This is a genomic window from Novosphingobium sp. FG137, from assembly GCF_057809735.1.
The window spans coordinates 308,289-332,492 of the sequence record NZ_JBMDKN010000003.1 but is presented as its reverse complement, the minus strand read 5'-3'; the positions used below and the strand labels follow the sequence as shown (position 1 = coordinate 332,492).

Here is a 24,204-nt window from a genome sequence, read left to right as displayed (position 1 = left end):
GCAGCCCGACCATTCGGAGAGCATACTTGGACGAGCATGGCAAAGAGTGGTTCCGGGAGAATGACAAGGGCTACTCCCGCCCCACCCCACGCTCGCGGGAATTGCGCAGGAATGCCACCGAAGCCGAACGCAAGCTTTGGGGCGCTCTAAGAGCGCGACAGGTACGAGGGGTGCGCTTCAACCGTCAGTTTCCCGTCGGTCAATACATCTGTGACTTTGCCTCCCGGGAAAAGCGCCTTGTCATCGAACTCGATGGCGGTCAGCACTCTGCAACAGTGGACTATGATGCGCGCCGGACCCGCTTCCTCGAAAGCGAGGGTTACAAGGTCGTGCGGTTCTGGAATTACGAAGTGATGGACAATCTTGAGGGTGTTGTGGCTCGTATCGGGGAAACGCTCGATAACATGCCCTCCCCCAGCCCCTCCCGCGAGCGGGAGGGGAGTTTGTGGATCCACCCGCTGCGCGGTGGAAGGCCCTGATGTCCCTAACCCCCCAATGGCTCGAAGAACTGCGCACCCGCGTCTCGCTCTCCGCGCTGATCGGGCGCAGCGTGCGCGTCCAGAAGGCAGGGCGCGAGTTCAAGGCCTGCTGCCCGTTCCACAACGAAAAGACGCCCAGCTTCACGATCAACGACGAGAAGGGCTTCTATCATTGCTTCGGCTGCGGCGCGCATGGCGACGCGATCCGCTGGATGACCGACCATCAGGGCCTGCCCTTCCTCGACGCGGTGAAGGAACTCGCCGCAAGCGCGGGCATGGAAGTCCCCGCGCCCGATCCCCGCGCGGCAAAGCGGGCTGAAGAGCAGAAGTCGCTCCATGATGTCATGGCCGCAGCCCAGGCCTTCTTCGTCAAAAGCCTCGCCGAGGATCAGGGCGCGCAGGCCCGCGCCTACCTCGCCTCGCGCGGGTTTCCGGCCAATGTCGTCAAGGAGTTCGGCTTCGGCTACGCGCCCGATAGCCGCACCGCGCTGAAGGAGGCGCTCTCCCAGTTCCCGGAAGGCATGTTGATCGAGGCGGGCCTCAGGATCGTTGTCGAAGGCCGCGATCCCTACGACCGGTTTCGCGGCCGCCTGATGCTCCCGATCTGCGATCCGCGCGGCCGCGTGATCGCCTTCGGCGGCCGCATCCTCGACAAGACGAAAACGGACGCACCCAAGTACCTCAACTCCCCGGATACCCCGCTCTTCGACAAGGGCCGCACGGTCTACAACCTGCACCGCGCTTCCCCGGCCAGCCGCCAGTCCGGCCGCGTCGTCGTGGTCGAGGGCTATATGGATGTCGTCGCGCTCGCCGCTGCGGGCATCAGCGAGGCGGTTGCCCCTTTGGGCACGGCGCTCACCGAAGACCAGATCGAGCGGCTCTGGCGGATGACCGAATGCCCGGTGCTGTGCTTCGACGGCGACAGCGCCGGCCAACGCGCCGCCGCGCGCGCCATTGTCCGCGCGCTGCCGCTGCTGCGCCCCGGCCATTCGCTCCGGATCGCGGTGCTTCCCGCCGGGCTCGATCCCGATGACCTCATCAAGCAGCGCGGGGCCCCTGCGATGGAAGAGGTCCTCGCCGCCGCGCGCCCGATGGTCGAAGTGCTCTGGGATATCGAGCGCCAGGCCGGCCCCTTCGCCACGCCTGAGGACAAGGCCGGGCTCAAAGCCCGCCTGATGGCGCATGTCGAGACGATTGGCGACGGCGATATCAAGGGGCTCTACCGCCGCGATCTGCTCGACCGCTTCGGCGCGCTCGCCTACCCCCAGCGCGAGCGGCCCCCGTTCCAACCCGCGCAGCGCAGCCCGGGTCCCGGCCGGAAAGGCCCGTGGAAGCCCGCGCCGCCGCCGCTTTCGGCCTCCGTCACCGCGCGGATGCAGGCCGTGGGCGAAGGCCGACCCTTGCTCGCGGCGGTCCTCACCGGCCTGATCGATCAGCCGCAGCAGATCGCGCGCCACGCCGAAACGCTCGCCCGGCTCGAGGTTGCCGATCCCGGCCTTGCCGCGCTGCTCGATGCGCTGATCGATATGGTCCACAGCGGTGCCCAAAGTCCTGGGCAGCCGCTTGAAAGCAGCAATGTTCTTACCATATTGGCAAGACGGGGCCTCCGGGCACCGCTGGCGGACGATTACGCCGGAATGCGATTCGGTTTTCTGGACGGCAAGGCACCCGATGCGGCGGAGGAACTCGCCGAAGCGGTCGATCTGCTGGTCGGATTGCCGGCCGTCGAAGCCGCGCTGGCAGAGGCCACGCGTCGGCATGAAGCGGAGTTTTCCGACGAAACATTCGCCGAACAGCAACGTTTGCTGCAACGAAGGCTGGCGCTGCTGGCCCGGTTGGGGCAAATGGGCCGCACCCGCGCCGGGATGTAACAGGGGAGTTGCAGTCCGCGCGCGCACAGATGGTACCGGGATTAGATGGCTTCCAACGACACGACTGACACCGGCGACGCTCCGCTGATCGATCTCAACGATGCTTCCATCCGGAAGCTGATTGCCCGCGCGAAGCGGCGCGGGATCATCACAGTAGACGAACTCAACGAGGCCCTGCCGCAGGACCAGATGTCTGCCGACCAGATCGAGGACATCATGGCCGCGATCTCGGAGATGGGCGTGAACATCGTCGAGAGCGACGAGGACGCGGTCGATCCTGAAGACAAGGCCGCCGAAGACGACGCCGACGAGGCCGAACAGGTCGACGAGCGCCCGGACCTTGTCTCGAAGCGCAAGGAAACCATCGAACGCACCGACGATCCGGTGCGCATGTACCTGCGCGAAATGGGCGCGGTCGAGCTCTTGAGCCGCGAGGGCGAGATCGCCATCGCCAAGCGCATCGAGGCCGGCCGAGACACCATGATCCTGGGCCTGTGCGAAAGCCCGATCACCTTCCACGCGATCATCCAGTGGTCCGAGGCGCTCAACGCGGGCGAAATGCAGCTGCGCGAGATCCTCGATCTCGACGCGATGCTCTCAAAGGAGCCGCAGCCCGAGAACCTCTCCGAGGACGGCGAGGAAACCGGTGACGGCGAGATCAGCGAAGCCACGGCCGGCCCCTCCTTCAAGGAAGAAGAGGACGTCGAGGAGGAGGAATCCGCCGAAGACGAGGACGACGAGCTCACCGAACGCCGCGCCAAGCGCCCGGCCGAGGAAGAGGAAGAGGACAACACCCTCAGCCTCGCGCAGATGGAAGCGCAGCTCAAGCCCGAAGCGCTCGAGAAGTTTGCCCATATCACCAGCCTGTTCCGCACCTTCGAAATGGTGCAGGCGCAGCGGCTGAACGCGCTCGGCGCCGGGCTCGATTTCCCCGCCGCCAAGGAACTTCAGTACCAGCAGCTTCGCGAGGATCTCACCGCGCAGGTCGAAAGCGTGCAGTTCCACGCGACCAAGATCGAGTATCTGGTCGACAACCTCTACGCCTTCAATCGCCGCCTCACCACGCTCGGCGGCCAGATGCTGCGTCTGGCCGAGCGCCACAAGGTGCCGCGCAAGGACTTCCTCGATCAGTACGTCGGGCGCGAGCTTGATGAGGGCTGGCTGCAGGCACTTGCGACCCGCGACAAGAAGTGGGCCGCCTTCGCGCTGAACGAAGCCGATCCGGTCGAGCGCATCCGCGCCGAGATCGCCGATATCGCAGCCGCCACCGGCATGTCGCTCGGTGAGTTCCGCCGCATCGTGAACATGGTCCAGAAGGGCGAGCGCGAGGCGCGCATCGCCAAGAAGGAAATGGTCGAGGCGAACCTGCGCCTCGTGATCTCGATCGCCAAGAAGTACACCAACCGCGGCCTGCAGTTCCTGGATCTCATTCAGGAAGGCAACATCGGCCTGATGAAGGCGGTCGACAAGTTCGAGTACCGCCGCGGCTACAAGTTCAGCACCTATGCCACCTGGTGGATCCGGCAGGCGATCACGCGCTCGATTGCCGATCAGGCGCGCACGATCCGCATCCCGGTTCACATGATCGAGACGATCAACAAGCTGGTGCGCACCAGCCGCCAGTTCCTGCACGAGCAGGGCCGCGAGCCGACGCCGGAGGAAATGGCCGAGCGTCTGTCGATGCCGCTCGAAAAAGTCCGCAAGGTGATGAAGATCGCCAAGGAGCCGATCTCCCTCGAAACGCCGATCGGCGACGAGGAAGACAGCCACCTCGGCGATTTCATCGAGGACAAGAACGCGGTGATCCCGGTGGACGCGGCGATTCAAGCCAACCTCAAGGAAACCGTCACCCGCGTCCTCGCCAGCCTCACCCCGCGCGAGGAACGCGTGCTGCGCATGCGCTTCGGCATCGGCATGAACACCGATCACACGCTCGAGGAAGTCGGCCAGCAATTCTCGGTGACGCGCGAGCGCATTCGCCAGATCGAAGCGAAGGCGCTGCGCAAGCTGAAGCACCCGAGCCGGTCACGGAAGATGCGTTCGTTCCTGGATCAATAAATAGGGACAGTCCCTGTTTACGAATTGGGGCTCCGCTGCGGCGGGGCCCTTTTCATTTGCGCGCTGGATTGTTTCGTCGGGAGAGAATGGCCGAAGATTCAATGGTATTGAGCGGAAAAGCAACCATTGAAGTTTCATGGGAATTGGCGGACATTGCTCTCATTGCGTCATCAAGGATAAGGTGTTTGATGACTAGAAAGCGCATCTTTTTTGCGATGGCATGCATTTCTGCCGCAGCACCTGCATCGGCCGAAACGTCATGGACCATTCAGGACGAGCAACGCCTGTCTGCAATCGTACCAAACTGTTCGGGCGGCGAATACGGCGACAAAGGCCTGCGAACTGCGCAAATGATCGCTGCCTCGCTCCCAAAGGCAGGGGAGGCCGCCGCGCTTCTAGGCAGCCAAAGGGCAGACGACATCTATCTCTATGCCGGAGCCCTTTTGAAGCCGCGCATCGTCAATGCGGAACGTGCGCTCGATGCCGTATCGTCTATCACCTGTCCGGCCGATCCGCAGCTGGGCGTGAGACTGATGGAGTATCTCGCAGGAGAGCAACCCGGCCGCAATTTCGGGCCGAACAATGTGTTCTACTGGCTGGGAATCGCCAGTCGCAGGGGCGTGGGCACGCCAGCCAACCCGGCGCTTGCACGCCAGTATTTCCTCAAAGCGCGCATTTTGGGCATATGGAAGGTCACGGCTGAAGATTGGGGGTCTTCTCCAAGCGACGACCTGCTGACGATAGCTCGCAAGCCGGAAAACTTCCGATGGATTGAAGAGGCTGCTGCAAACGGAAAGCAGGATGCTGGCGTTTTGCTGGCCCAGCTGATCGTCAGCAAGGCCCCGGCCCGCGCTAGGTCGCTCTTGTCCGCGCAACCAGACAACCTTTTCGCAGCGCGCGCGCTGGCCGAGTTTGAGATGGCGGGGAAGTTTGGGGCGCCTCATCCTGACGAGGCCGTCAGGGTCTTAGCCCGTTTTGGGCGGCTCAATAAACCCTACTACGATCTGATGCTCCAAGCCGCCCGACAGCACAATGGCTCGGACGATATTCCTGTTTCACCCCGCAAGGCGACGTTGGAGGAACTGGGTGGCGAGAAATTGCTATTGGAAGGAAAAAAGCAGCAGCTTGACGCTGTGCGTGGTGTGATAACGACCCGCGCATTGGTCGATCCCAATGGGACTATCGTTTATACCGAGCTCATCGATCCACAATCGGTTCGTTTTCGGATGGCATCGGCGACATTAAACGTATTTTCACCGCGTCTCCTGAATAAAGTACCGCCCCTTGCAAGCAACGGTCGCAATATCTTCCATTGGATCACCCTGCCAGCCATTAGATGGGGATCACCAACGGGTGCAGCTTCCATTCAACTTCAGGAAAGAGCTGAGCACTGAAGGGTTAATTTTTGCGCCCCCTGTTCTCCGAGGCAGAGGTCGATTGTCCAAGCTGCCTTATCGACTGCTCCTCTTATCAGCCTAACCCACCCGCCAAACCCCCAGCCGCACCGTATTCCCCACCTTGCCGCCATCCGCGACATAGATCGAGCGCGCCACCCACGTGTAGTCCGGATGCCCGCTATCCAGCCGGATCGCGGTGCGCATGTAGTATTCGGAAGGCGGCACCGCCTCCCCCGCCACGATCCGCGCCGCGACTTCGGCGGAGGCGTGGCGGATGCCCTGGCTCACCACTTCGATCACCGCGCCGTCGTCGGTCTCAATCGCATAGCGCGCGTCGAGTTGCGCCACGCCGCCCGCCTGCACCGTCTGCCAGTCTGCGCCGACGTTGAGGATGCGCCCGTTGATCCGAGCGCCGCTCGCCGTCCCGCCGACAATCGGAATGATCCGCCGTGTGCCCGCAAGCGCCGCGCCCATTTCGTGCGGCGGCGAAAGTTCGACCACCAGATCGCAGACATGTTCCAGCGCTATCGTCATACCAAAACCCTAGCCCCCGCCGGGATCGTCGGCGGCGCCGCATTGAGCTGCTCTTTCGCAAAGCCCGCCGCCTTCTGGTACGCCAGCATGAACGCCGCGCGTTCTTCCGCCGGGATCACCGCGTCGATATCGTCGAACTGCCCGCCGCAGCGCTCGTCCACCATGTTGAGCAGGCCGAACGGCCCCGCCCCCCGGTTGCGCATCGCCACCGCGCCGATGGGGCCGCACAGCTCGGCATCGAACGCCGCCAGCGTCCCCGCGTTCACCCCCTGCTGCGTCATGATCCGCCCCAGCACCCGCGCGTCGATGATCGCCTGCGAAGCGCCATTGGAGCCCGTCGGATACATCGGATGCGCTGCATCGCCGATCAGCAGGACCGGCCCGTCCACCCATGTCGGCAGCGGATCGCGGTCGATCATCGGGTTTTCATAGGCCACGTCTGACCCGGCCAGCAGCGCCGGCAGATCGAGCCAGTTGTAGACAAAGCCTTCGAACTCATGCGCAAACTCGGCCAGCGCGACGGGACGGAACCAGCCCGATTGCGTCCAGTCATGGCTTGCATCAAAGGTCTGCTCGGCGATCCAGTTGATGTCCGCCATGCCGTCCGCATCGGGGTGCGAAATCGGATAGAGCACCACCCGGTGCCGGCTCGTCCCCAGCCCCACGAACGAGGAGCCGCTGCGGATCGGTATCCCGCGCGCCGTGCCGCGCCACATGATCGTCCCGCCCCAGTGGATCGGCGGCTGTTCGGGATGCATCTGCGCCCGGATCGCCGAATGGATGCCGTCCGCGCCGATCAGCAGCGCGCCGCTGATCTCCTCGCGCCCGCCATCCGCCCGCTCGACCAGCGCCGTCACGCCGCCATCGGCGCCCTTGCGATAGCCCGAAACCCGCCGCCCCAGCCGCACCGCGTCCGGCCCCAGCCGCTCCAGCACCGTGCGGTAGAGCAGCATATGAAACTGCCCCCGGTGCACCGCATACTGGTGCCAGCGATACCCTGCGAGCTTGCCGCGCGGCTCGGCATAGATGTCCTTGCCGTTCAGCCCGACCAGCGCCCATTCGCGCGCCGGGATGCCGACTGCGTCAAGCTCGGCCTCGCCAATGCCAAGGTCTTCCAGTTCGCGCACCGCATTGGGCTGCAGGTTGATCCCCACCCCCATCGGCCTCAATTTGCGCACGCTTTCGAGCACCGTGCAGCGCACGCCGATCTGGTGCAGCGTCAGCGCCAGTACCAGCCCGCCAATGCCGCCGCCCGCAATCAAGACCTCGTTCTGGGCCATCCATTCCCCCGAATGTTATGTTCCATAGCGGCGCTACAGGCTCGGCTTCGGCGTTGCAACGGCTCTCACTTGTCCGCGCTGTAGGGCGGAACGGTATCCGCCAGCGGATCGAGCCGCACCGTCAGCGCCGTCCCCAGCGCCGCCACCAGCAGCACCGCCGCCGCCATCCGCGTGGTCCGCGCGCTCAGGCCCTCCCACAGCGGCAGCACAGCCAGCACCGCGAGAGCTAGCGGCAGCGCGGCCGCCATCGGCAGGCTCGGGCCCACGCCCTGCATCACGAAATGGCCCATCGAGATCATGTAGCCGATCACCGGCGCGCCCAGCGCCAGCGTGACCAGCCGCCCGCCCGCACTCTCGCCCGCCGCCATGGCGAGCGCCGCCAACATGACCGGCAACACCACTATATAGGCCGCCGTCGGTGCCAGCGCTTGCAGCACCAGTCCCAGCAGGAAGAGCGGCAGCGCCGCGCCCACCAGCCCCGCCGGTTTGGCCTTCCATGCCCCCAGCGCCAGCAGGAACGCCGCCAGCCCCCCGCACAGCGCCATCACTTCCAGCCGCGGGATCGCCGCCAGCCGGTCATAGTAATTCACCTTGCCCGGCCCGATCGAAAGCGCGTTCACCGCCCACAGCATCACCCCGGCGAGCCCGATCAACGCCAGCATCCGCGCAGCACCCGCCAGGCCATCCCTCCAGCCGCCGTCACGCCGCGCGGCAAGGCCGAGGCACACGGCCCCCACCGCCAGCATCGCCCAGCCACCCCATGCCGGATAGACCACCAGCGCAAAGCCTAGCGCATCGAAGAACACCACGTCCGGCGCCCTGCCCGGCAGCGGTTCGGCCATCAGCAGCGCCCGCGTCAGATCGAGCACTTGCGCGCCCATGTCCTGCAGCGCCCCCTGATCGAGCGCATCGGGGGTCGCCTTGGGCGAATGATAGAGCTGCGGACGCCCGATGAACGCGAAGTTGTAGCCTGTCCAAGGACCGCCGCGCGTTTCGGTGAGGTCGGTATCGTTGGGCAGCACCTTGTAGATGAACACCGCGAGGCTGGAGCCGCCGGGCCGCGCGATCGCCCCCGCCGCCCGCCCAATCGCGGCGCCGTTGTCCGCCGAGGTCTCAAACAGCGTCGTCCGCCCACCGCCGCCGCGCGCCTCCACATTGATCACCGCGCCGACATGCGCGCGCAAGGGATCGGCGGTAAAGAAGTGCCGCGCCCCATCGAGCCCCAGTTCCTCGCCATCGGTGATGAGGACGATGAGGTCGCGCGCAGGCTGCCCCCCGGCCCTCACCGCCCGAACCGTCTCCAGCAGCGATGCAACGCCTGCGGTATCATCCGCCGCCCCCGGCGATCCGCCCACGGTATCGTGGTGCGCCATCAGCAACACGGCGGGCAGGCTGCGGTCCTTGCCCGGAAGCACCCCGATCACGTTGGTGAGCACCGGCGCCGGCACGTCCTTCCCGCTCCACCACGCGAGCCGCTTGGCGCTCTCTGGCGGCGCGGTGAACGGCGTCTCGTGCACCGCCATCCCCATTGCCGCCATCCGCCGCCCGATATGGGCGCGCACGGCGACGTTCTCGGGCGAGGCGGCAAGGTGCGGCCGCGCCGCGATCATGCGCACATCGGCCATCGCGCGCCCGGCGGCAAAGACCTGCGGCGGCGCATCGGCCCCCACCGGCGCAGGCGGGGTCGTCGCACGAATACCCAGCAAAATGCCCAGCACTAGCGCCGCCAGCAGGATCAGCCGTTTGCTCATGTTCTCTCCCTCTCCTTTGCAACCAAGCCTGATCGAAAGGTTTGCGCAAGATGCATACCCCCCAGACCCGGCACTGATGCGGCGGAAGGGTTCTTCCTTGTTATTATTTTTCCTAATACTGCACTTAAGGCAATCGGGCGCACTGGCAAAGCTCGGCCAACCCTCCTAAAGCGCTCTGGACACACGAATCCCCCGGCTCAGGACCACCCTCCGCCCATGCGCATCGCCATCGCCTCGGACCACGCCGCCTTCGATCTCAAGGCCGAACTCGCCGCCCATATCGCCGCGCTCGGCCACGAAGTGCTCGATCTCGGGCCGGACAGCACCGCCAGCGTCGACTACCCGGACTACGGCTACAAGATCGCCGAAGCAGTTGCCTCGGGCAACGCAGATCGCGGCGTCGCGCTCTGCGGCTCGGGCATCGGCATTTCGATCGCGGTAAACCGCCATCCGGCGCTGCGCTGCGCACTGGTCAACGAGCCGCTCTCGGCCGCACTCAGCCGCTCGCACAACAACGCCAACGCGATTGCCATGGGCGCCCGCCTGATCGGTCCCGAAATGGCCAAGGCCTGCCTTGAGGCTTTCCTCGCAGGTGAATTCCTCGGCGGCCGCCACGAAGGCCGCGTCGCCAAACTTTCCACCCCTGCCCTCGCATAAGGAGCTACGCCGATGAACATTGCAGCACCAGCGCAGGAAATTCGCAAAGCCGGCTTCTTCACCGAACACCTCGCCGCCGCCGATCCCGAAGTCTACGCCGCGATCCGCGGTGAGCTGAACCGCCAGCAGACCAAGATCGAACTGATCGCGTCCGAGAACATCACCAGCCTTGCGTGCCTTGAAGCGGCCGGCTCGGTCTTCACCAACAAGTACGCCGAAGGCTACCCCGGCAAGCGCTACTATGGCGGCTGCGAATATGCCGACGTCGTCGAAACGCTCGCGATCGAGCGCGCGAAGCAGCTGTTCGGCTGCCAGTTCGCCAATGTGCAGCCCAATTCAGGCAGCCAGATGAATCAGGCCGTGTTCCTCGCCTTGCTTGAGCCGGGTGACACGTTCATGGGCCTCGATCTCAATTCAGGCGGCCACCTCACCCATGGCTCGCCGGTCAACATGTCGGGCAAGTGGTTCAAGCCGGTCGCTTATGGCGTGCGCCGCGAGGATCACCAGATCGACATGGACGCGGTCCGCGCCACTGCCCATGAGCACAAGCCCAAGCTCATCATCGCCGGCGGCACCGCCTATTCGCGCGTATGGGATTGGGAAGCCTTCCGCACCATCGCGGACGAGATCGGCGCGTACCTGCTGGTCGACATGTCGCACATCTCCGGCCTCGTCGCGGGCGGCGCGCATCCCTCGCCGATCCCGCACGCCCATGTCGTCACCACCACTACGCACAAGTCGCTGCGCGGCCCGCGCTCAGGCGTGATCCTCACCAACGATGAAGCGCTCGCCAAGAAGATCAACATGGCGGTGTTCCCCGGCATGCAGGGCGGCCCGCTGATGCATATCATCGCCGCCAAGGCCGTCGCCTTTGCCGAAGCGCTGAAGCCCGAATTTGCAGCCTACGCCCACCAGGTCGTCGCCAACGCCCGCGCGCTCGCCGCGAGCCTGCAGGAAGCCGGCCTCGGCATCGTCTCGGGCGGCACCGACAACCACTCGATGCTGGTCGATCTCACGCCCAAGGACGTGACCGGCAAGGCTGCCGAGAAGGGCCTCGACCGCGCCTGGCTCACTTGCAACAAGAACGGCATCCCCTTCGATACGCGCTCACCTTTCGTCACCTCGGGCATCCGGCTCGGCACCCCCGCCGGCACCACCCGCGGCTTCCGCGAGGACGAATTCCGCCAGATCGGTGCCCTTATCGCCGAAGTCGTCGATGGCCTTTCGCGCAATGGCGATGAAGGCGATGGTCAGGTGGAACAACGCGTGCGCGAGCGGGTTGAATCCCTGTGCGCCCGCTTCCCCATCTATCCGGAGCTTTGAACCATGTCTGACAACAACGATCTTCTGGGCCGCGCCCAGACTGAAATCAGCGGCATGGCGAAGCAGGGCATGGACCACCCGTCGACCAAGCCGGTCCTGATCGGCGCGGGTATCGGCGCCGTGGCGGGCGCGCTGCTCCCGTTCGTGTCGCTGCCCCTCGGCCTTGCCGTCGGCGCAGGCTATGCCTTCTGGCAGCGCATAAAATAATACCGCATGCGTTGCCCCTTCTGTGCCCATGAAGAGAGTCAGGTAAAGGACAGCCGGCCGAGCGAGGACAACACCTCGATCCGCCGGCGCCGCCAGTGCGAAGGCTGCGGCGCGCGCTTCACCACGTTCGAGCGCGTGCAGCTGCGCGAGGTCATGGTGGTGAAGGCGGGCGTGCCGGGCGGCGAACCTCGACGCGAACCCTTCGACCGCGCCAAGATCGAACAGTCCGTCGCGCTCGCCTGCCGCAAGCGCCCGGTCGCGCCCGAACGCATCGAACGCCTCGTCTCGGGCATCCAGCGCCAGCTCGAAACGCTGGGCGATGCCGAAGTTGAAAGCCGCCAGATCGGCGAAATGGTGATGGAAGGCCTGCGCCAGCTCGACAGCGTCGCCTACATCCGCTTCGCATCCGTCTACCGCGATTTCACCGAAGCGCGCGATTTCGAGGAATTCGCCAGCACCGTGCGCGAGGTCGGCGGGAAGTGACTGCAAACCCCGTTATCGTCCTCGTCCGGCCCCAGCTCGGCGAAAACATCGGCAAGGCCGCGCGCGCCATGCTGAACTTCGGCCTCACCCGCATGCGCCTCGTCGCCCCGCGCGATGGCTGGCCCAATCCTAGTGCCGGTCCCGCCGCCGCCGGCGCAGACATCGTGCTCGCGAACGCCGAAGTCTACGAAACCCTGGCCGATGCGGTAGCGGACTGCGCGCATGTCTATGCCACCACCGTGCGCAAACGCGGCGTCACCAAGCCTGTCCTCACGCCCGAGGAAGCCGCGAAGGAAGCCGCCACCGCCGTGGGCGGAACCGCCTTCGTCTTCGGCCCCGAACGCTCCGGCCTCGAAACAGATGATGTCGCGCTTGCCCGCAGCATCATCACCGTGCCGATCAACCCCGAATTCGGCTCGCTCAATCTCGCGCAAGCAGTCATCCTGTGCGCCTACGAATGGTCCAAGCATGCGCCCCAGGCCGGCCTCACGCAGCCGCCAGCCGAAGACCCCCTCCTCCCCCCTGCCCCGCAGGAGGAGCTCGAAGGTCTCATCGGCCACATCACCGGCCTCCTTGAGCCGCGCGGCTACTTCGAACCCTACAGCCGCGCCGACGTGACCCACCGCACCTTGCGCAACATGCTGACCAAGCCCGGCTGGAATCACCTCGAAGTGCGCACCATGCGCGGCGTGCTCACCACCCTCATGCGCAAGCCCGGCCCGAGGGACAAATAGGGACTGTCCCTATTTCCATATTGGTTCGCGCAGAGATCGCCGAGTTCGCAGAGAGAGCCGAAGTTGGCTGCACCGAAGGTCTTCAACCCGTCTCTGCGAACTCTGCGATCTCTGCGCGAACCATCTCTTCCTGCTTCTCTGCGCATCCACGCAGGAAACGCACTCCCGCCTTGACATTCCCCGCATTCGCTGGTCTAGGCGCGCCTTCGCAATTGGCCCTGCACGCCCGGTGAAGCAGTGGCCGCATGCCCCGTATGGGAACATGGTGCGGTTCCGGGTCTACGAAACGCCGGCCTCAAGGCTGGTTCCCATAGGTCGGCTCAGGCTGGCCGCATAGCAAATTGAAAGGACTTGCCATGTCGAAGCGCAAGGCATCGAAGCACAAGATTGACCGCCGTCTTGGCGAAAACATCTGGGGCCGCCCGAAGAGCTCGGTCAACCGCCGCGCCTATGGCCCCGGCCAGCACGGCCAGCGCCGCAAGAGCAAGGTGTCGGACTTCGGCATCCAGCTGCGCGCCAAGCAGAAGCTGCGCGGCTACTACGGCGACGTCACCGAAAAGCAGTTCAAGCGCACCTATCAGGAAGCGGCGTCCATGAAGGGTGATACCGGCCAGAACCTCATCGGTCTGCTCGAACAGCGCCTCGACATGATCGTCTACCGCGCCAAGTTCGCGCCGACGATCTTCTCGGCCCGCCAGATCGTCAGCCACGGCCACATCCGCGTCAACGGCGTGAAGTGCAACATCGCCAGCCGCCGCGTCCGCCCGGGCGACGTGCTGACCCTCGGCCCCAAGGCCAAGGAAATGGCGCTGATCGCCGAAGCCCAGTCGCTGGCCGAGCGTGACATTCCCGATTACGTCGCCGCCGAAGCCGACAAGGCGACCTTCGTTCGCGTCCCGACGCTGGATGAAGTGCCCTACCCGGTGAAGATGGAACCGAACCTGGTCGTCGAGTTCTACTCACGCTGATCCACGGTTAAATACAGAACACGAAGAAGGCGGGGCGAACACCCCGCCTTTTTTCGTTTCAGATCCTCCCCATTTTCACGAAGTGCAAATGGGGAGGTGTCAGCCCACAAGGCTGACGGAGGGGTAAAGCCCTACTCCCCCGGCGTCACCGCGATGATCCGCTCCGCTTCCTGCAACACCCGCGCCCGGCTCCACACGAAGGGCACATAAGCCCCGCCCGCCCAGCGCGCGAACAGATCGCGGTAATGCGGGCTCGCCGGATCGCCAGATTGCCCCGGCGTGTTGATCGCCACGCTGTTGTCCCACGCGCCTACGTCCATAACCAGTCGCACCGAAGGCCCGGCCGTCAGCAGGAAATCGCCCGACCAGCTTGCGGCATTGGGGGTCGAAGACCCGCCGCCGATCCCCAGCGGCCCCACCCGCTGCTCGCTCTCGCGGCCTGGAATGGCGAGCGCCGGACGAAAATCCGCGACATGGAGCTTGCCCCAGCGCCACTGCGCCGAATCCGGCCCCAGCCGCCGCGTCGTCTCGGCCCACGCGCTCCCCAGCGAATCGAGCAGGATCGCATGGCTGAGCTGCGCCGGCAGCTTGCCTTCCTCAAGCGTCTGAACGACGCCGTTCAGCGCAACTGTGCCGATCGCTTCCCGCGCTGCCTCAGGCACGATCGCCTTCACCGCGGCCTGTGGCAGATAGCGCCGCGCCCAGATCTCGTAGAGCGCCGCCGCCGCGCTCTCCGCGCCGAGCCCGCCATCCCAGCCGCGCAGCAGCGTCAGCGCGCCTGTCTCATCCACAGTCCTCCCTTCAAGCCCGCCCAGCAGTTTCACCACCCGCCGCGCAAAGGGCGAAGTCACGTCGTTCTGCAGCGCCATCGCATCGGTGATGCCGAATTTGGGCTTCGCCGCGATCACCTCGGTAATCCGCGCCATCCGGCTCGGATTGGACCATTCGAGACCCAGCATATGCGGATAGCCCGTCGGCACGTTGTACTGGTTGGCCGTCGCAAACCACCCCTGCGCCGGGTCCTTGATCGCCGGCATCAGCGCGCCGTCGAGCAGCCCATTCCAGCCATAGGCCTTACCCGCCGGCACCGGCAGCAGCCCGTCGCCCGCCGCACGCTTCGGCACGAACCCGGCCGCCATCCAGCCCGTCGTGCCGCCCCTGTCGGCATAGAGCAGGTTGAGCGGCGGCGCCCCCCAGTGTGTCTGCGCCGCGCGGAAGTCCTCCCAGCTCTTCGCCGTAAAGGCCCAGGCCGCGTTGAAATAGGCCGAAGCGCCCGGCTGGTTCCCCGTCGCGCGCAAGGCAAAGCTGCGCCCACTGGCCGCATCCTCATGGATCACCGGGCCATCTGCGGTGAACTTCAGCACGACCTCACGCGGGCCCTCGCCCTTCACCGCGATGCTCTCGCGCACTTCGGTCAACTTCGTGCCCTTGGGGTTCACCACCAGGTCCTGCTGGTCGATGGCAAAGATCGTCAGCGCCCAGGCCGCATCCTCGTTGTGCCCCAGGCTCATCCCCGGCAGCGCCGGCTCGCCCGCACCCGCAATTTTCAGCTCGGGCGTGTCGATATGCGAAAGATAGCGCAAGTTCGGCACGCTGTGCGTGCGGTGCGGATCGTTGGCCATGATCGCCCGCCCCGTCGCGCTACGGGCAGGCGCGATCACCCAGTTGTTCGATCCCTCCTGCACTTCGGGATCGCGCGGTGCCAGGGCCAGCGCCTTGCCATCAAAGCGCACCTCGCTCGTGCCCAGCAGGTATTCGTCCAGCACGTCCTTGGGGATGCTGCACGGATCGAGCCCCTTGGGCATCACCAGTTTGTGCGTCGCTGGCTCCAGCGGCGCGCGCATCGACTCATAGGCACCGGCCCCGCCACACAGCGCCCGCGCCCGGTCGACCTCGGAGGCCAGATTGCTTGCCAGCGCATTGGAGCGAATGCGCACGACATCGTCCGCCGTCCAGCGCTCGGGCCGGCTGGCGCTCGCGGCAAACTCCACCGGCATCGGCTGCCGCCCCGCCTCAACATCGGCAACGAAGGCATTGATTCCGGACACAAACGCCTCGGTCCAACCCTTCGCTGCCGCCGGATAGGCCGCCCATTCCTTGACCATATCCCCGCGATACAGCAGCAGCCGCGCCGCCCGGTCCTGCGCCACGTAGGCTGGCCCAAAACTCGCCGAAAGCCGCCCCAGCCCGCGCTTGCGCCACAAGTCGATCTGCCACAGCCGGTCACGCGCCACGGCATAGCCCTGCAGGAAAAACCCGTCGCGCGCCGACTCGGCATAGATATGCGGAATGCCTGCCCGGTCGATCACGATCTCGCCGGCCGCCTGCAGCCCCGGCACCACCCGAGCCTCGCGGACCACCGAAGGCGGCACCTCCTGCGCCATCACCGCCGTGCCCGAAACCGCCGCCAGCAGCCCTGCCAGCACAACCCCAATCCGCCGCATCACACCCCCCATCCTCACCGGATACCAAGGTGCTGCGGCAGGGCCCGGAAGGCAATCGCTTTCCCGAGCTAGAAACCCATGGCCTTCCGCAGAAACGCATCGCTCTCCGCCAGCACCCGCGTGCGCGCTGCTGCGGAGAACAGCTGGTGATCGAGCCCGGGGAACGTCACCAGTGTCACCGCCTTGCCCGCCGCGCGCAGCTTGTCCTCCATGATCCGCGATTGCGCGATATCGACATTGACGTCGTGATCGCCGTGGAACAGCAGGACCGGGGCCTTGATCCGGCTGGCATTCTGCGCCGGCGATCCCTCGGTCACTTGCGGCCCCTCTCCGATGAAGTCGCGGCCAAGCTTGCTGCTGTCTACACGTAGCCGCTGCAGATCGGTCACCGGCGCCACTGCCACGATTGCCTTGAACAGTTCGGGATCGAGCACCGAGCTTTGCAGGGCGGCATACCCGCCATAGGACCAGCCCACGATTCCCAGCTTGCCCGGTGCGGCGATGCCCTGCGCCGTGAGCCAGCGGCCCGCATCATTGACATCGCCGATTGCGGTGCGCCACGAACGGAAGCCATTGCGCTGGTACCAGTTGCTGCCATAGCCCGCAGAGCCGCGGAAATTCGGCTGCAGCACTGCATATCCGCGCACCGCAAAGAACTGCACCAGCCAGTCAAAACCCCACTCGTCGCGCGAAGATGGTCCGCCGTGCGGCATGACGATGGCGGGCAGGTTCTTGCCCGAACTGCCTGGCGGCAGCGTCAGATAGGCCGGGATCATCGTCCCGTCCGCCGCCGGATAGGTCACCGATTTCATCGTGCCCATCGTCACGCCGGCCAGCTCCGCGCGCACCGGCAGCAGCGGCGCGAGTTGCCGGGTTGCGGGGTCATAGCGGTAGAACGTCCCCGGATCGACGTCGCTCGATGCCAGCAGCAGCAACTTGCCGTCGTCGCTTGCATCCATGAAGGCCACGCTCGGCTGCCCCGGCAGCGCCTTGCCCAGCCCCGCGCCAAGCTTCTTGAGCGCGGGATCGAAGAACTCGACCATGCGCCGGTCTGTTGCATAGCTCGCGCCGACCACACGCTGGTCGCGCCCGATCTGGATCAGACCGTCGACATCGACCCCATCGCGCGCCAGCACCAGCTCCTGCTTGCCCGACCCGTCGAGCGCCATGGTGTAGAGCGCTTGCGCCCCGTTCAGCGCTTGCCAGCCATAGACCACGTTGCGCGCCGCATCGATCGCCAACGGATTGAAGCCCTCCTCCCGGCCGGATGCATCGAGCCTTACCTTCGAAAGGCTCTGCCACTCGCGCGATCCGGGCTGGCGGAACGAATAAGTGACCTGTCCGCGCCGATCGCCATTCCCGTCGATGGGCTGCACGCCCATGATGCGCACATTGCCATGGCCGTCGCTGATATACTCGCTGGCCTCGGCAACAGGCCGCTCGACGGTATGGCGCGAGAGGCTGGTGACGTCGACTTCCTCGACCCCGAAGCCCGTCACATCGCGCTTGATGCCGACTTGCGAGGCCTGCTGCGGCACGAAGAAGCGCGTCACGAGGATGCGACCCGGCTTGCCAGGCACAGCGGCCCAGTCGATCACCGATCCGCCCGTCAGCGCCACCGAGCCCAGCGTATCGCTGCCGGTCCCGGCCGAAACGCGCTGGACATTCCCGCCATCACTGTCGAGCGCGAAGAGGCGGCTGATCGGAAGCAGATAACCGCCGTAGTCATAGACGGTGGTATTGCGGCAGACGAGCCGCGTCGCCGTGGCCCAGCTGCAAGACCGCAGCGTCTCCGGCCCGGGCCGCTGAGCCAGCACCGCCTTGGGCACGCCGTCTCCCGCAAGATCGACGACCATAAGCCGTGCCCCGCCATCACCTTGCGGCGCGACGTAGGCAATCTTGGAGCCATCGGTCGAAAGGCTGATCTGCCGCACGGATTCAAGCGCGCCAAACTTCGCCGCGATCATGGCGCCCTCGTCCGCCTGAGCCAGCGCGCTGCCCGCGCCGGACAGGCTCGCGGCGCTCAATCCCATCATCCACAACGCAATGCGCAAGCTTGGCCTCCCCCGGAAAAGCCATCGCATCCTCATCGCAAGACTGCCGCCATGCAAGCGCGAACAGCGCCGATATGGAACCCGCGCGAACGCTGGGCAACGCAAGGCGCTGTCCTACACAAGCCCGGCCCGTTAGGGTGCAGCCTTGCTCTGTGAAACCGTGAAGAAACCCGCTCGCCGCGCTGTCAACGCTGGTGCCGTTTGCGTGCGAAAAGAGGGGTCGGAGTTTCCCCTCAGGACCGTGTCAACTGTGTCAACCTGACCTGAATTCAGCGCTTCGCCAGATATCTTGCCCGGAACCCCGCCGCAAAGGCCGCAAACCGCCCCTCGGCAATCGCGCCGCGCATCGCGGCCATCAGTTGCTGGTAGAACGAGAGGTTGTGCTCGGTCAGCAGCATCGCGCCCAGCATCTCGCCCGCCTTGTGGAGGTGGTGCAGGTAGGCCCGGCTATACTTGGCGCACACCGGGCATGTGCACTCCGGATCGAGCGGCCCCATATCCTCGGCGTGCTTCGCGTTGCGCATGTTGAGCGGCCCGTCCCAGGTGAAGCCCTGCCCGTTGCGGCCCGAACGCGTCGGCAGCACGCAGTCGAACATGTCGACCCCGCGCTCCACCGCGCCGACAAGGTCATCGGGCTTGCCAACGCCCATGAGGTAGCGCGGACGATCCTCCGGCAGCTGGCCCGGCGCGAAATCGAGCGTGGCAAACATCGCCTCCTGCCCCTCGCCCACCGCCAGCCCGCCGATGGCATAGCCATCGAAGCCGATATCCCGCAGCGCCCCGGCGCTCGCCGCACGCAGCTCCTTGTCGAGCCCGCCCTGCTGGATGCCGAACAGCGCCGCGCGTTCAGCATGCGCGCCGCCCGCATCGAAGCCGTCGCGGCTGCGCTTTGCCCAGCGCATCGACATGTCCATGCTGCGTGCGATCACGTCGCGCGGCTGGTCGATCTTGGGGCACTCATCGAAAGCCATCACGATGTCGCTACCCAGCAGCCGCTGAATCTCCATGCTGCGCTCCGGCGTAAGGTTGTGCCGCGAACCGTCGATATGGCTTGCGAAGGTCACGCCTTCCTCGGTGATCTTGCGCAAGTCGGAAAGGCTCATCACCTGATAGCCGCCGCTGTCGGTCAGGATCGGCTTGTCCCACCGCATGAAATTGTGCAGCCCGCCCAGCCGCGCCATCCGCTCCGCGCCGGGCCGCAGCATCAGGTGGTAGGTGTTGCCGAGGATGATGTCGGCACCCGTCGCCGCGACATCCTCCACCTTCATCGCCTTGACCGTGCCCGCCGTTCCCACCGGCATGAACGCGGGCGTGCGGATCGTGCCGCGCTGCATCGTGATCGCGCCGGTGCGGGCACGGCCATCGGTGGCGTGGACGGCGAAGGAAAAGCGGGTCATTGCGCAAGTTCTCGGGTGCGGGAGAGGTTGTGCGCCTTACGCACAAACGCCATGGGGCGCAAATGCACGAAGCTTTCGTCCTCGCCCCCTGGCTCTATCCCGCGCTGACCGCCCTTGCCGTGCTGACGGGTTGCATCGATGCCATTGCGGGAGGCGGCGGGCTTCTGACGCTTCCGGCGCTGATCTACGCCGGGCTGCCGCCGCACCTCATGCTCGGCACCAACAAGCTGCAGTCTGCCATGGGCGCTACTGTGGCCACCACGCGCTATCACCGCGCCGGGCTGTTCAAGCTGCGCCCCAATCTGCCTGCCACGATCGCCGCTTTCCTCGGCGCAGGCGCAGGCGCGCTCGTCATCCAGCACTTCGATGCCAAAGTCCTGCGCCTCGTCGTACCCCTGCTGCTGATGGGCGCTGCGCTCTACACCCTGCTCTCCCCCCGTATGGGCGATGCACCGGGCAAGCCGCGCCTCTCCGAAGGGGCCTATCTCCCCGTCGCTGGCAGCATCGGCTTCTACGATGGCTTCTTCGGCCCCGGCACCGGCCAGTTCTTCGCCGCCACGCTGGTGGCCTTGCGCGGCCTCGGCCTCACCCGCGCCACGGGCCTCACCAAGCTGCTCAACCTCGCCAGCAATGTCGCCAGCCTCGTGGTCTTTGCGCTGGGCGGGCAGGTCATCTGGCTGCTCGGTATCTGCATGGGCGCAGGCTCGATGGTGGGCGCCATGATCGGCACGCGGCTTGCCACCCGCTACGGCGCGGCGCTGATCCGCCCGCTGCTCGTCACCGCCAGCTTGGCGCTGACCGGCAAACTGGTGTGGAGCTGGTTCGCGAATTGACCGGCCGCAATTCGCCGCCCCTCCCGTCCTGCTAGGCTCCTCCCAGACCCCAACGAGGAGACCACCCATGAGCCATTCCGCCCACGATCTTGCCGCCGCATTTCCGGATGCCGCCGCAAAGCTCCACGCACTAAAGCTCGGCTACGCGCATTTCCAGAAGCTCAGCGATGCCTACTACCAGCTCGACAAGGCGATCCACCGCGCCGAAACCGGGATCGAGCCGACCTCCGACCATCACCTCGAAGACCTCAAGAAGCAGCGCCTCACCGTGCTCGATGCCGTGGCAGAGATGGTCGCGGCCTAGGCTGATTCCGTCAGTTTCCCAAGTTTCACCCCAAAGCTGTAATTGCAAATAGTGCATTTCCAGCAACTTAAGTATGTTCTCGACCAGAAGCGGCAGATCGCCAGCAGACTATAACCGCTAGCAAGGCAAGCACTTGTCAAGCTAGGAAGCAGACTATACTTAAATCCCTTTCACTTCTCGTCCAAATGGGAATGATGTGGGAGCAGGATGTATGCCGGGACCGACGTATCTGGATTTCGCTCGAATGGCAGACGCAGCATACTATGCCAATGACCCGTTAGTTCCGACATATACACGCGTGTACTTTGGTCAGTTGCCGAGCGGTTTCAAGGCAGCACGGTATACGGTGGCAAGTAGCGGAAAACAGGATGTGATCGTTGCTTTTGCCGGCACCGACACCGATGAATCGGAGCTTACAGATTCCGGCGATAAGTTTGCTGATATAGGTTTTGCCGGAATGGGTTTGACAGCAGTTTTGGGCACACAATCAAAACTCCTTGGCATTCTTTTGCTCGCAGCAAGACAAAGACTGCTAGACCAAGTTGCGGGGGCAATAGAGTTTACACGTCAAGCACAGTATTTTGCCGGGCCAAACAGTCGAGTCATGCTGGTCGGTCATTCTCTGGGTGGTGGCCTTGCTCAGATCATCGCGGCAAAAATGGGTCTTCAGGGTGTGGCGATCAATGGTCCGACGGTTTCCCAGATGGGGGTATCAATCAGCAATCCAAAGCAGTTCTTCAACATCAACAATAAGTGGGACCCAATTTCGAAAGGCACCCAGATGATCGGCAAGCATCTGGGGACGGTAGTCCAAATTGACACGGGCGCTATGGGCTTCAGCGCCCATTTATTACCCCCGATCGTCGCGTGGCTTGGCTCGGGCCCCGGGGCATCAAGGGGGTTAGAACAACCCTTCTAGTCAGCCCGCTGGGATCAGCAGGCTGGAATCGCCGTAGCTATAGAAGCGGTAATCATTGGCGATGGCATAGGCATAGGCCGCCTGCATCCGCTCCAGCCCCATCAGCGCGCTGACCAGCATCATCAGCGTCGATTTGGGCAGGTGGAAGTTGGTCATCAGCCCATCGATCGCGCGGAAGCGGTAGCCCGGCGTGATGAAGATGCTGGTATCGCCCGCAAAGGGGTGGATCACGCGGGCTTCATCCGCCGCGCTTTCCAGCAGGCGCAAGCTGGTGGTGCCTACCGCGATGATGCGTCCTCCGGCGGCGCGGGCAGCATTGAGCCGCGCCGCCGTTTCGGGTTCGATCCGGCCCCATTCGGCGTGCATCGCGTGGTCGTCGGTATCGTCGGCCTTGACCGGCAGGAACGTGCCCGCCCCCACGTGCAGGGTCAGCGTCTCATGCAGCACGCCCGCCTGGGCGAGCGCGGCCATCAGTTCGGGCGTGAAGTGCAGCGCGGCGGTCGGCGCGGCCACTGCGCCGTCTTCTGCTGCGAACATCGTCTGGTAATCCTCGCGGTCGCGCTCATCGACCGCGCGCTTGCCCGCGATATAGGGCGGCAGCGGCATCGTGCCCGCCCGCTCAAGCAGCACCTCGACCGGCTCCTCGCCGCCGAACGCCAGCGTCCAGCTGCCGTCGGCATGGCGCTCCTCGGCGGTTCCCGTCACGCCCGCGCCGAACGTGACCACCACGCCCGGCTTCAGCCGCCGCCCGTTGCGCACGAAGGCCTGCCAGCGGCGCAGGTCCATCCGCTTGTGCAAGGTCGCGCCGATCCGGGCATTGCCGACTTCGCCGTCCAGCTGCGCCGGGATCACCCGCGTATCGTTGAATACCAGAACATCGCCCGCGCGCAGCAATGTAGGCAGATCGCGCACCGCGGCATCGGTGAACGGCCCTTGCGCCCCCACGCCAAGCAGCTTGGCCGAATCGCGCGGAGAGGCGGGGCGCAACGCAATGCGCTCGGGCGGAAGCTCGAAATCAAACAGGTCTACACGCATGGGTATGGCTGCTAGCGCCGCTGCGTTGCTTCGACAAGCTCAGCGGGCGTGCGGACAAACTAAATGACAAACCCTCGCGCCAAGCCGCGCCAGCAACCCTCAGTTGGACTGGGAATTGCTCAGCATGTCTGCGGTAAACGCTGCGGGCGCAGCCGGCGCGGGCGGCGGCGGCGGGGCCTTGCCCTCGGACGCCAAGCTTGCCTGCACGATCTTGGTCGGATTCTTCGGCGGCTCGCCGCGCACGATGGAATCGACGATATCCATCCCCGCGATCACCCGCCCGAAGTTGGTATATTTGTGGTCAAGCGCGAAGCGCGGATAGAACACGATGAAGAACTGGCTGTTAGCCGAATTCGGCTCTTCCGTGCGCGCCATCGAAACGGTGCCGCGCAAGTGCGGGATATCGTTGAATTCGGCACTGAGGTCCGGCAGCTTCGAACCGCCCTGCCCGGTGCCAGTGGGATCGCCGGTCTGCGCCATGAAGCCCTCGATCACGCGGTGGAAGATCACCCCGTTGTAGAAGCCTTCCTTGGTCAGCGTCTTGATCCGCTCGACATGGTGGGGCGCCCATTCCGGCATGAGCCGGATCGCCACGCGCCCGCCGTTCGAAAGATCGAGCAGCAGCACGTTGTCGGGATCATGCGAGATATCGGCATCGACGGCATACATGATCGTCTGCGCATGCTGGATCGGATCGATCTTGATCGGCTTGATCGCTTCCTTCTCCGGCGGGCGCTGGGCCATGGCCGGCGAAATCGGGGCGATGAGCGCCGCGCCGAGCGCGAGCCCGAGCGTGATCCTGGTGAACAAACGCGATGCCATCAAACCCAATTCCTAATCACTCTGGCCGATCAGATCTGCCGATGTGCGCCGGATAGCCCCCCGGCGATGACGCCGCAATGAACAAATCGCCCCCGGCCCGGCGTTCACCGGGCCGCGTTCACCGGGCCGCGTTCAGTAGTCGCCAAGCCTCCCCTGGCGTTCCACCCGCTCCACCACTTCATCACGCACTGTCGGCGTAACGAACCGGTGAATGTCGCCGCCAAACAGCGCGATTTCCTTGACCAGCTTGGAAGCGATCGGCTGCAGGCTGACGTCGGCCATCAGGAACACCGTCTCGATGCCGTCGTTGAGCTGCTGGTTCATGCCGGCCATCTGGTATTCGTACTCGAAGTCCGCCACCGCGCGCAGCCCGCGCACGATCACGCTTGCGCCCTGCTTCTCGGCAAACTTCATCAGCAGCGCGTTGAAGCCCATGACCGAGACGTTTTCGATCCCCTGCGCCGCCACTTCACGCGTGACCATGGCCATGCGCTCCTCGGGCGTGAACATCGGGTTCTTCGAAGGATTGGTCGTCACGCCGATGATCAGCTTGTCGACCAGCTTTGCCCCCCGGCGAATGATATCGAGATGCCCCAGCGTGATCGGGTCGAACGTGCCGGGGTATACCCCGATCCTGCTTCCCGCCTCTCCCAT

The 24,204-nt window shown here is 65.1% G+C and carries 22 protein-coding genes; 13 read left to right on the top strand and 9 right to left on the bottom strand.

Annotated elements, in window-relative coordinates; translation table 11 throughout:
* Positions 1-26 precede the first annotated feature (26 nt).
* The 4 genes from ACODS2_RS11135 (at position 27) to ACODS2_RS11120 (ending at position 5,802) form a co-directional block, all read left to right on the top strand.
* Entirely contained in the window at positions 27-479 is a 453-nt protein-coding gene (locus ACODS2_RS11135; RefSeq protein ID WP_488998858.1) for an endonuclease domain-containing protein, read from the top strand.
* Entirely contained in the window at positions 479-2,350 is a 1,872-nt protein-coding gene (dnaG, locus tag ACODS2_RS11130) for a DNA primase (protein ID WP_488998857.1), read from the top strand. The genes ACODS2_RS11135 and dnaG overlap by 1 nt, the downstream gene beginning before the upstream one ends.
* 45 nt (positions 2,351-2,395) lie before the next feature.
* Positions 2,396-4,408 (top strand): RNA polymerase sigma factor RpoD, encoded by a 2,013-nt coding sequence (gene rpoD / locus ACODS2_RS11125; protein WP_488998856.1) that lies wholly within the window; start codon positions 2,396-2,398, stop codon positions 4,406-4,408.
* Positions 4,409-4,494: 86 nt separating this feature from the next.
* A complete protein-coding gene (locus tag ACODS2_RS11120; RefSeq protein WP_488998855.1) occupies positions 4,495-5,802 on the top strand; it encodes a hypothetical protein in 1,308 nt (435 codons plus the stop codon).
* Positions 5,803-5,883: 81 nt separating this feature from the next.
* On the opposite strand, the gene ACODS2_RS11115 is transcribed toward ACODS2_RS11120, so the two are convergent.
* From ACODS2_RS11115 to ACODS2_RS11105, 3 genes are all read right to left on the bottom strand, one after another.
* Positions 5,884-6,339: a DUF3237 domain-containing protein gene (locus ACODS2_RS11115; protein ID WP_488998854.1), complete on the bottom strand. Its 456-nt coding sequence runs from the start codon at positions 6,337-6,339 to the stop codon at positions 5,884-5,886.
* Entirely contained in the window at positions 6,336-7,619 is a 1,284-nt protein-coding gene (locus tag ACODS2_RS11110; RefSeq protein ID WP_488998853.1) for a flavin-dependent oxidoreductase, read from the bottom strand. Before ACODS2_RS11110 ends, ACODS2_RS11115 begins: the two co-directional genes overlap by 4 nt.
* Before the next feature lie 65 nt (positions 7,620-7,684).
* Entirely contained in the window at positions 7,685-9,370 is a 1,686-nt protein-coding gene (locus ACODS2_RS11105; protein WP_488998852.1) for a M20/M25/M40 family metallo-hydrolase, read from the bottom strand.
* A gap of 216 nt (positions 9,371-9,586) precedes the next feature.
* Between ACODS2_RS11105 and rpiB the strand changes: the two genes are divergently transcribed.
* The 6 genes from rpiB (at position 9,587) to rpsD (ending at position 13,742) form a co-directional block, all read left to right on the top strand.
* Complete coding sequence (gene rpiB / locus ACODS2_RS11100) at positions 9,587-10,027, top strand: ribose 5-phosphate isomerase B (RefSeq protein WP_488998851.1); 441 nt, start codon at positions 9,587-9,589, stop codon at positions 10,025-10,027.
* A 12-nt stretch (positions 10,028-10,039) separates the two neighbouring features.
* Complete coding sequence (gene glyA, locus ACODS2_RS11095) at positions 10,040-11,350, top strand: serine hydroxymethyltransferase (protein WP_488998850.1); 1,311 nt, start codon at positions 10,040-10,042, stop codon at positions 11,348-11,350.
* Between the two features lie 3 nt (positions 11,351-11,353).
* Positions 11,354-11,557: a hypothetical protein gene (locus tag ACODS2_RS11090; protein WP_298174153.1), complete on the top strand. Its 204-nt coding sequence runs from the start codon at positions 11,354-11,356 to the stop codon at positions 11,555-11,557.
* Positions 11,558-11,563: 6 nt separating this feature from the next.
* Complete coding sequence (gene nrdR, locus ACODS2_RS11085; RefSeq protein ID WP_488998849.1) at positions 11,564-12,040, top strand: transcriptional regulator NrdR; 477 nt, start codon at positions 11,564-11,566, stop codon at positions 12,038-12,040.
* Positions 12,037-12,774, top strand: coding sequence for an RNA methyltransferase (locus ACODS2_RS11080; protein WP_488998848.1), 738 nt, complete (start codon positions 12,037-12,039; stop codon positions 12,772-12,774). Before nrdR ends, ACODS2_RS11080 begins: the two co-directional genes overlap by 4 nt.
* A gap of 356 nt (positions 12,775-13,130) precedes the next feature.
* Positions 13,131-13,742, top strand: coding sequence for a 30S ribosomal protein S4 (gene rpsD / locus ACODS2_RS11075; RefSeq protein ID WP_421838861.1), 612 nt, complete (start codon positions 13,131-13,133; stop codon positions 13,740-13,742).
* A gap of 131 nt (positions 13,743-13,873) precedes the next feature.
* Here rpsD and ACODS2_RS11070 read toward each other — a convergent pair whose 3' ends face one another.
* The 3 genes from ACODS2_RS11070 to tgt form a co-directional block, all read right to left on the bottom strand.
* Positions 13,874-16,186, bottom strand: a complete 2,313-nt coding sequence (locus ACODS2_RS11070; protein WP_488998847.1) for a penicillin acylase family protein — start codon at positions 16,184-16,186, stop codon at positions 13,874-13,876.
* A 68-nt stretch (positions 16,187-16,254) separates the two neighbouring features.
* Positions 16,255-18,222, bottom strand: coding sequence for an alpha/beta hydrolase family protein (locus tag ACODS2_RS11065; RefSeq protein ID WP_488998846.1), 1,968 nt, complete (start codon positions 18,220-18,222; stop codon positions 16,255-16,257).
* A 287-nt stretch (positions 18,223-18,509) separates the two neighbouring features.
* The gene (gene tgt, locus ACODS2_RS11060) at positions 18,510-19,637 is read right to left on the bottom strand and encodes a tRNA guanosine(34) transglycosylase Tgt (RefSeq protein WP_488998845.1); all 1,128 of its coding nucleotides are present in this window, start codon (positions 19,635-19,637) and stop codon (positions 18,510-18,512) included.
* A 62-nt stretch (positions 19,638-19,699) separates the two neighbouring features.
* Here tgt and ACODS2_RS11055 point away from each other — a divergent pair, with 62 nt between their 5' ends.
* From ACODS2_RS11055 to ACODS2_RS11045, 3 genes are all read left to right on the top strand, one after another.
* Positions 19,700-20,470 (top strand): TSUP family transporter, encoded by a 771-nt coding sequence (locus ACODS2_RS11055; RefSeq protein WP_488998844.1) that lies wholly within the window; start codon positions 19,700-19,702, stop codon positions 20,468-20,470.
* Between the two features lie 67 nt (positions 20,471-20,537).
* Complete coding sequence (locus ACODS2_RS11050) at positions 20,538-20,774, top strand: HP1242/YdcH family protein (RefSeq protein WP_488998843.1); 237 nt, start codon at positions 20,538-20,540, stop codon at positions 20,772-20,774.
* 244 nt (positions 20,775-21,018) lie between these two features.
* The gene (locus ACODS2_RS11045; protein WP_488998842.1) at positions 21,019-21,693 is read left to right on the top strand and encodes a lipase family protein; all 675 of its coding nucleotides are present in this window, start codon (positions 21,019-21,021) and stop codon (positions 21,691-21,693) included.
* On the opposite strand, the gene queA is transcribed toward ACODS2_RS11045, so the two are convergent.
* The 3 genes from queA to coaD form a co-directional block, all read right to left on the bottom strand.
* Positions 21,694-22,728, bottom strand: a complete 1,035-nt coding sequence (queA, locus tag ACODS2_RS11040) for a tRNA preQ1(34) S-adenosylmethionine ribosyltransferase-isomerase QueA (protein WP_488998841.1) — start codon at positions 22,726-22,728, stop codon at positions 21,694-21,696.
* Between the two features lie 99 nt (positions 22,729-22,827).
* Positions 22,828-23,550, bottom strand: coding sequence for a peptidylprolyl isomerase (locus tag ACODS2_RS11035; RefSeq protein WP_488998840.1), 723 nt, complete (start codon positions 23,548-23,550; stop codon positions 22,828-22,830).
* A gap of 132 nt (positions 23,551-23,682) precedes the next feature.
* Complete coding sequence (gene coaD / locus ACODS2_RS11030) at positions 23,683-24,204, bottom strand: pantetheine-phosphate adenylyltransferase (protein WP_421838869.1); 522 nt, start codon at positions 24,202-24,204, stop codon at positions 23,683-23,685.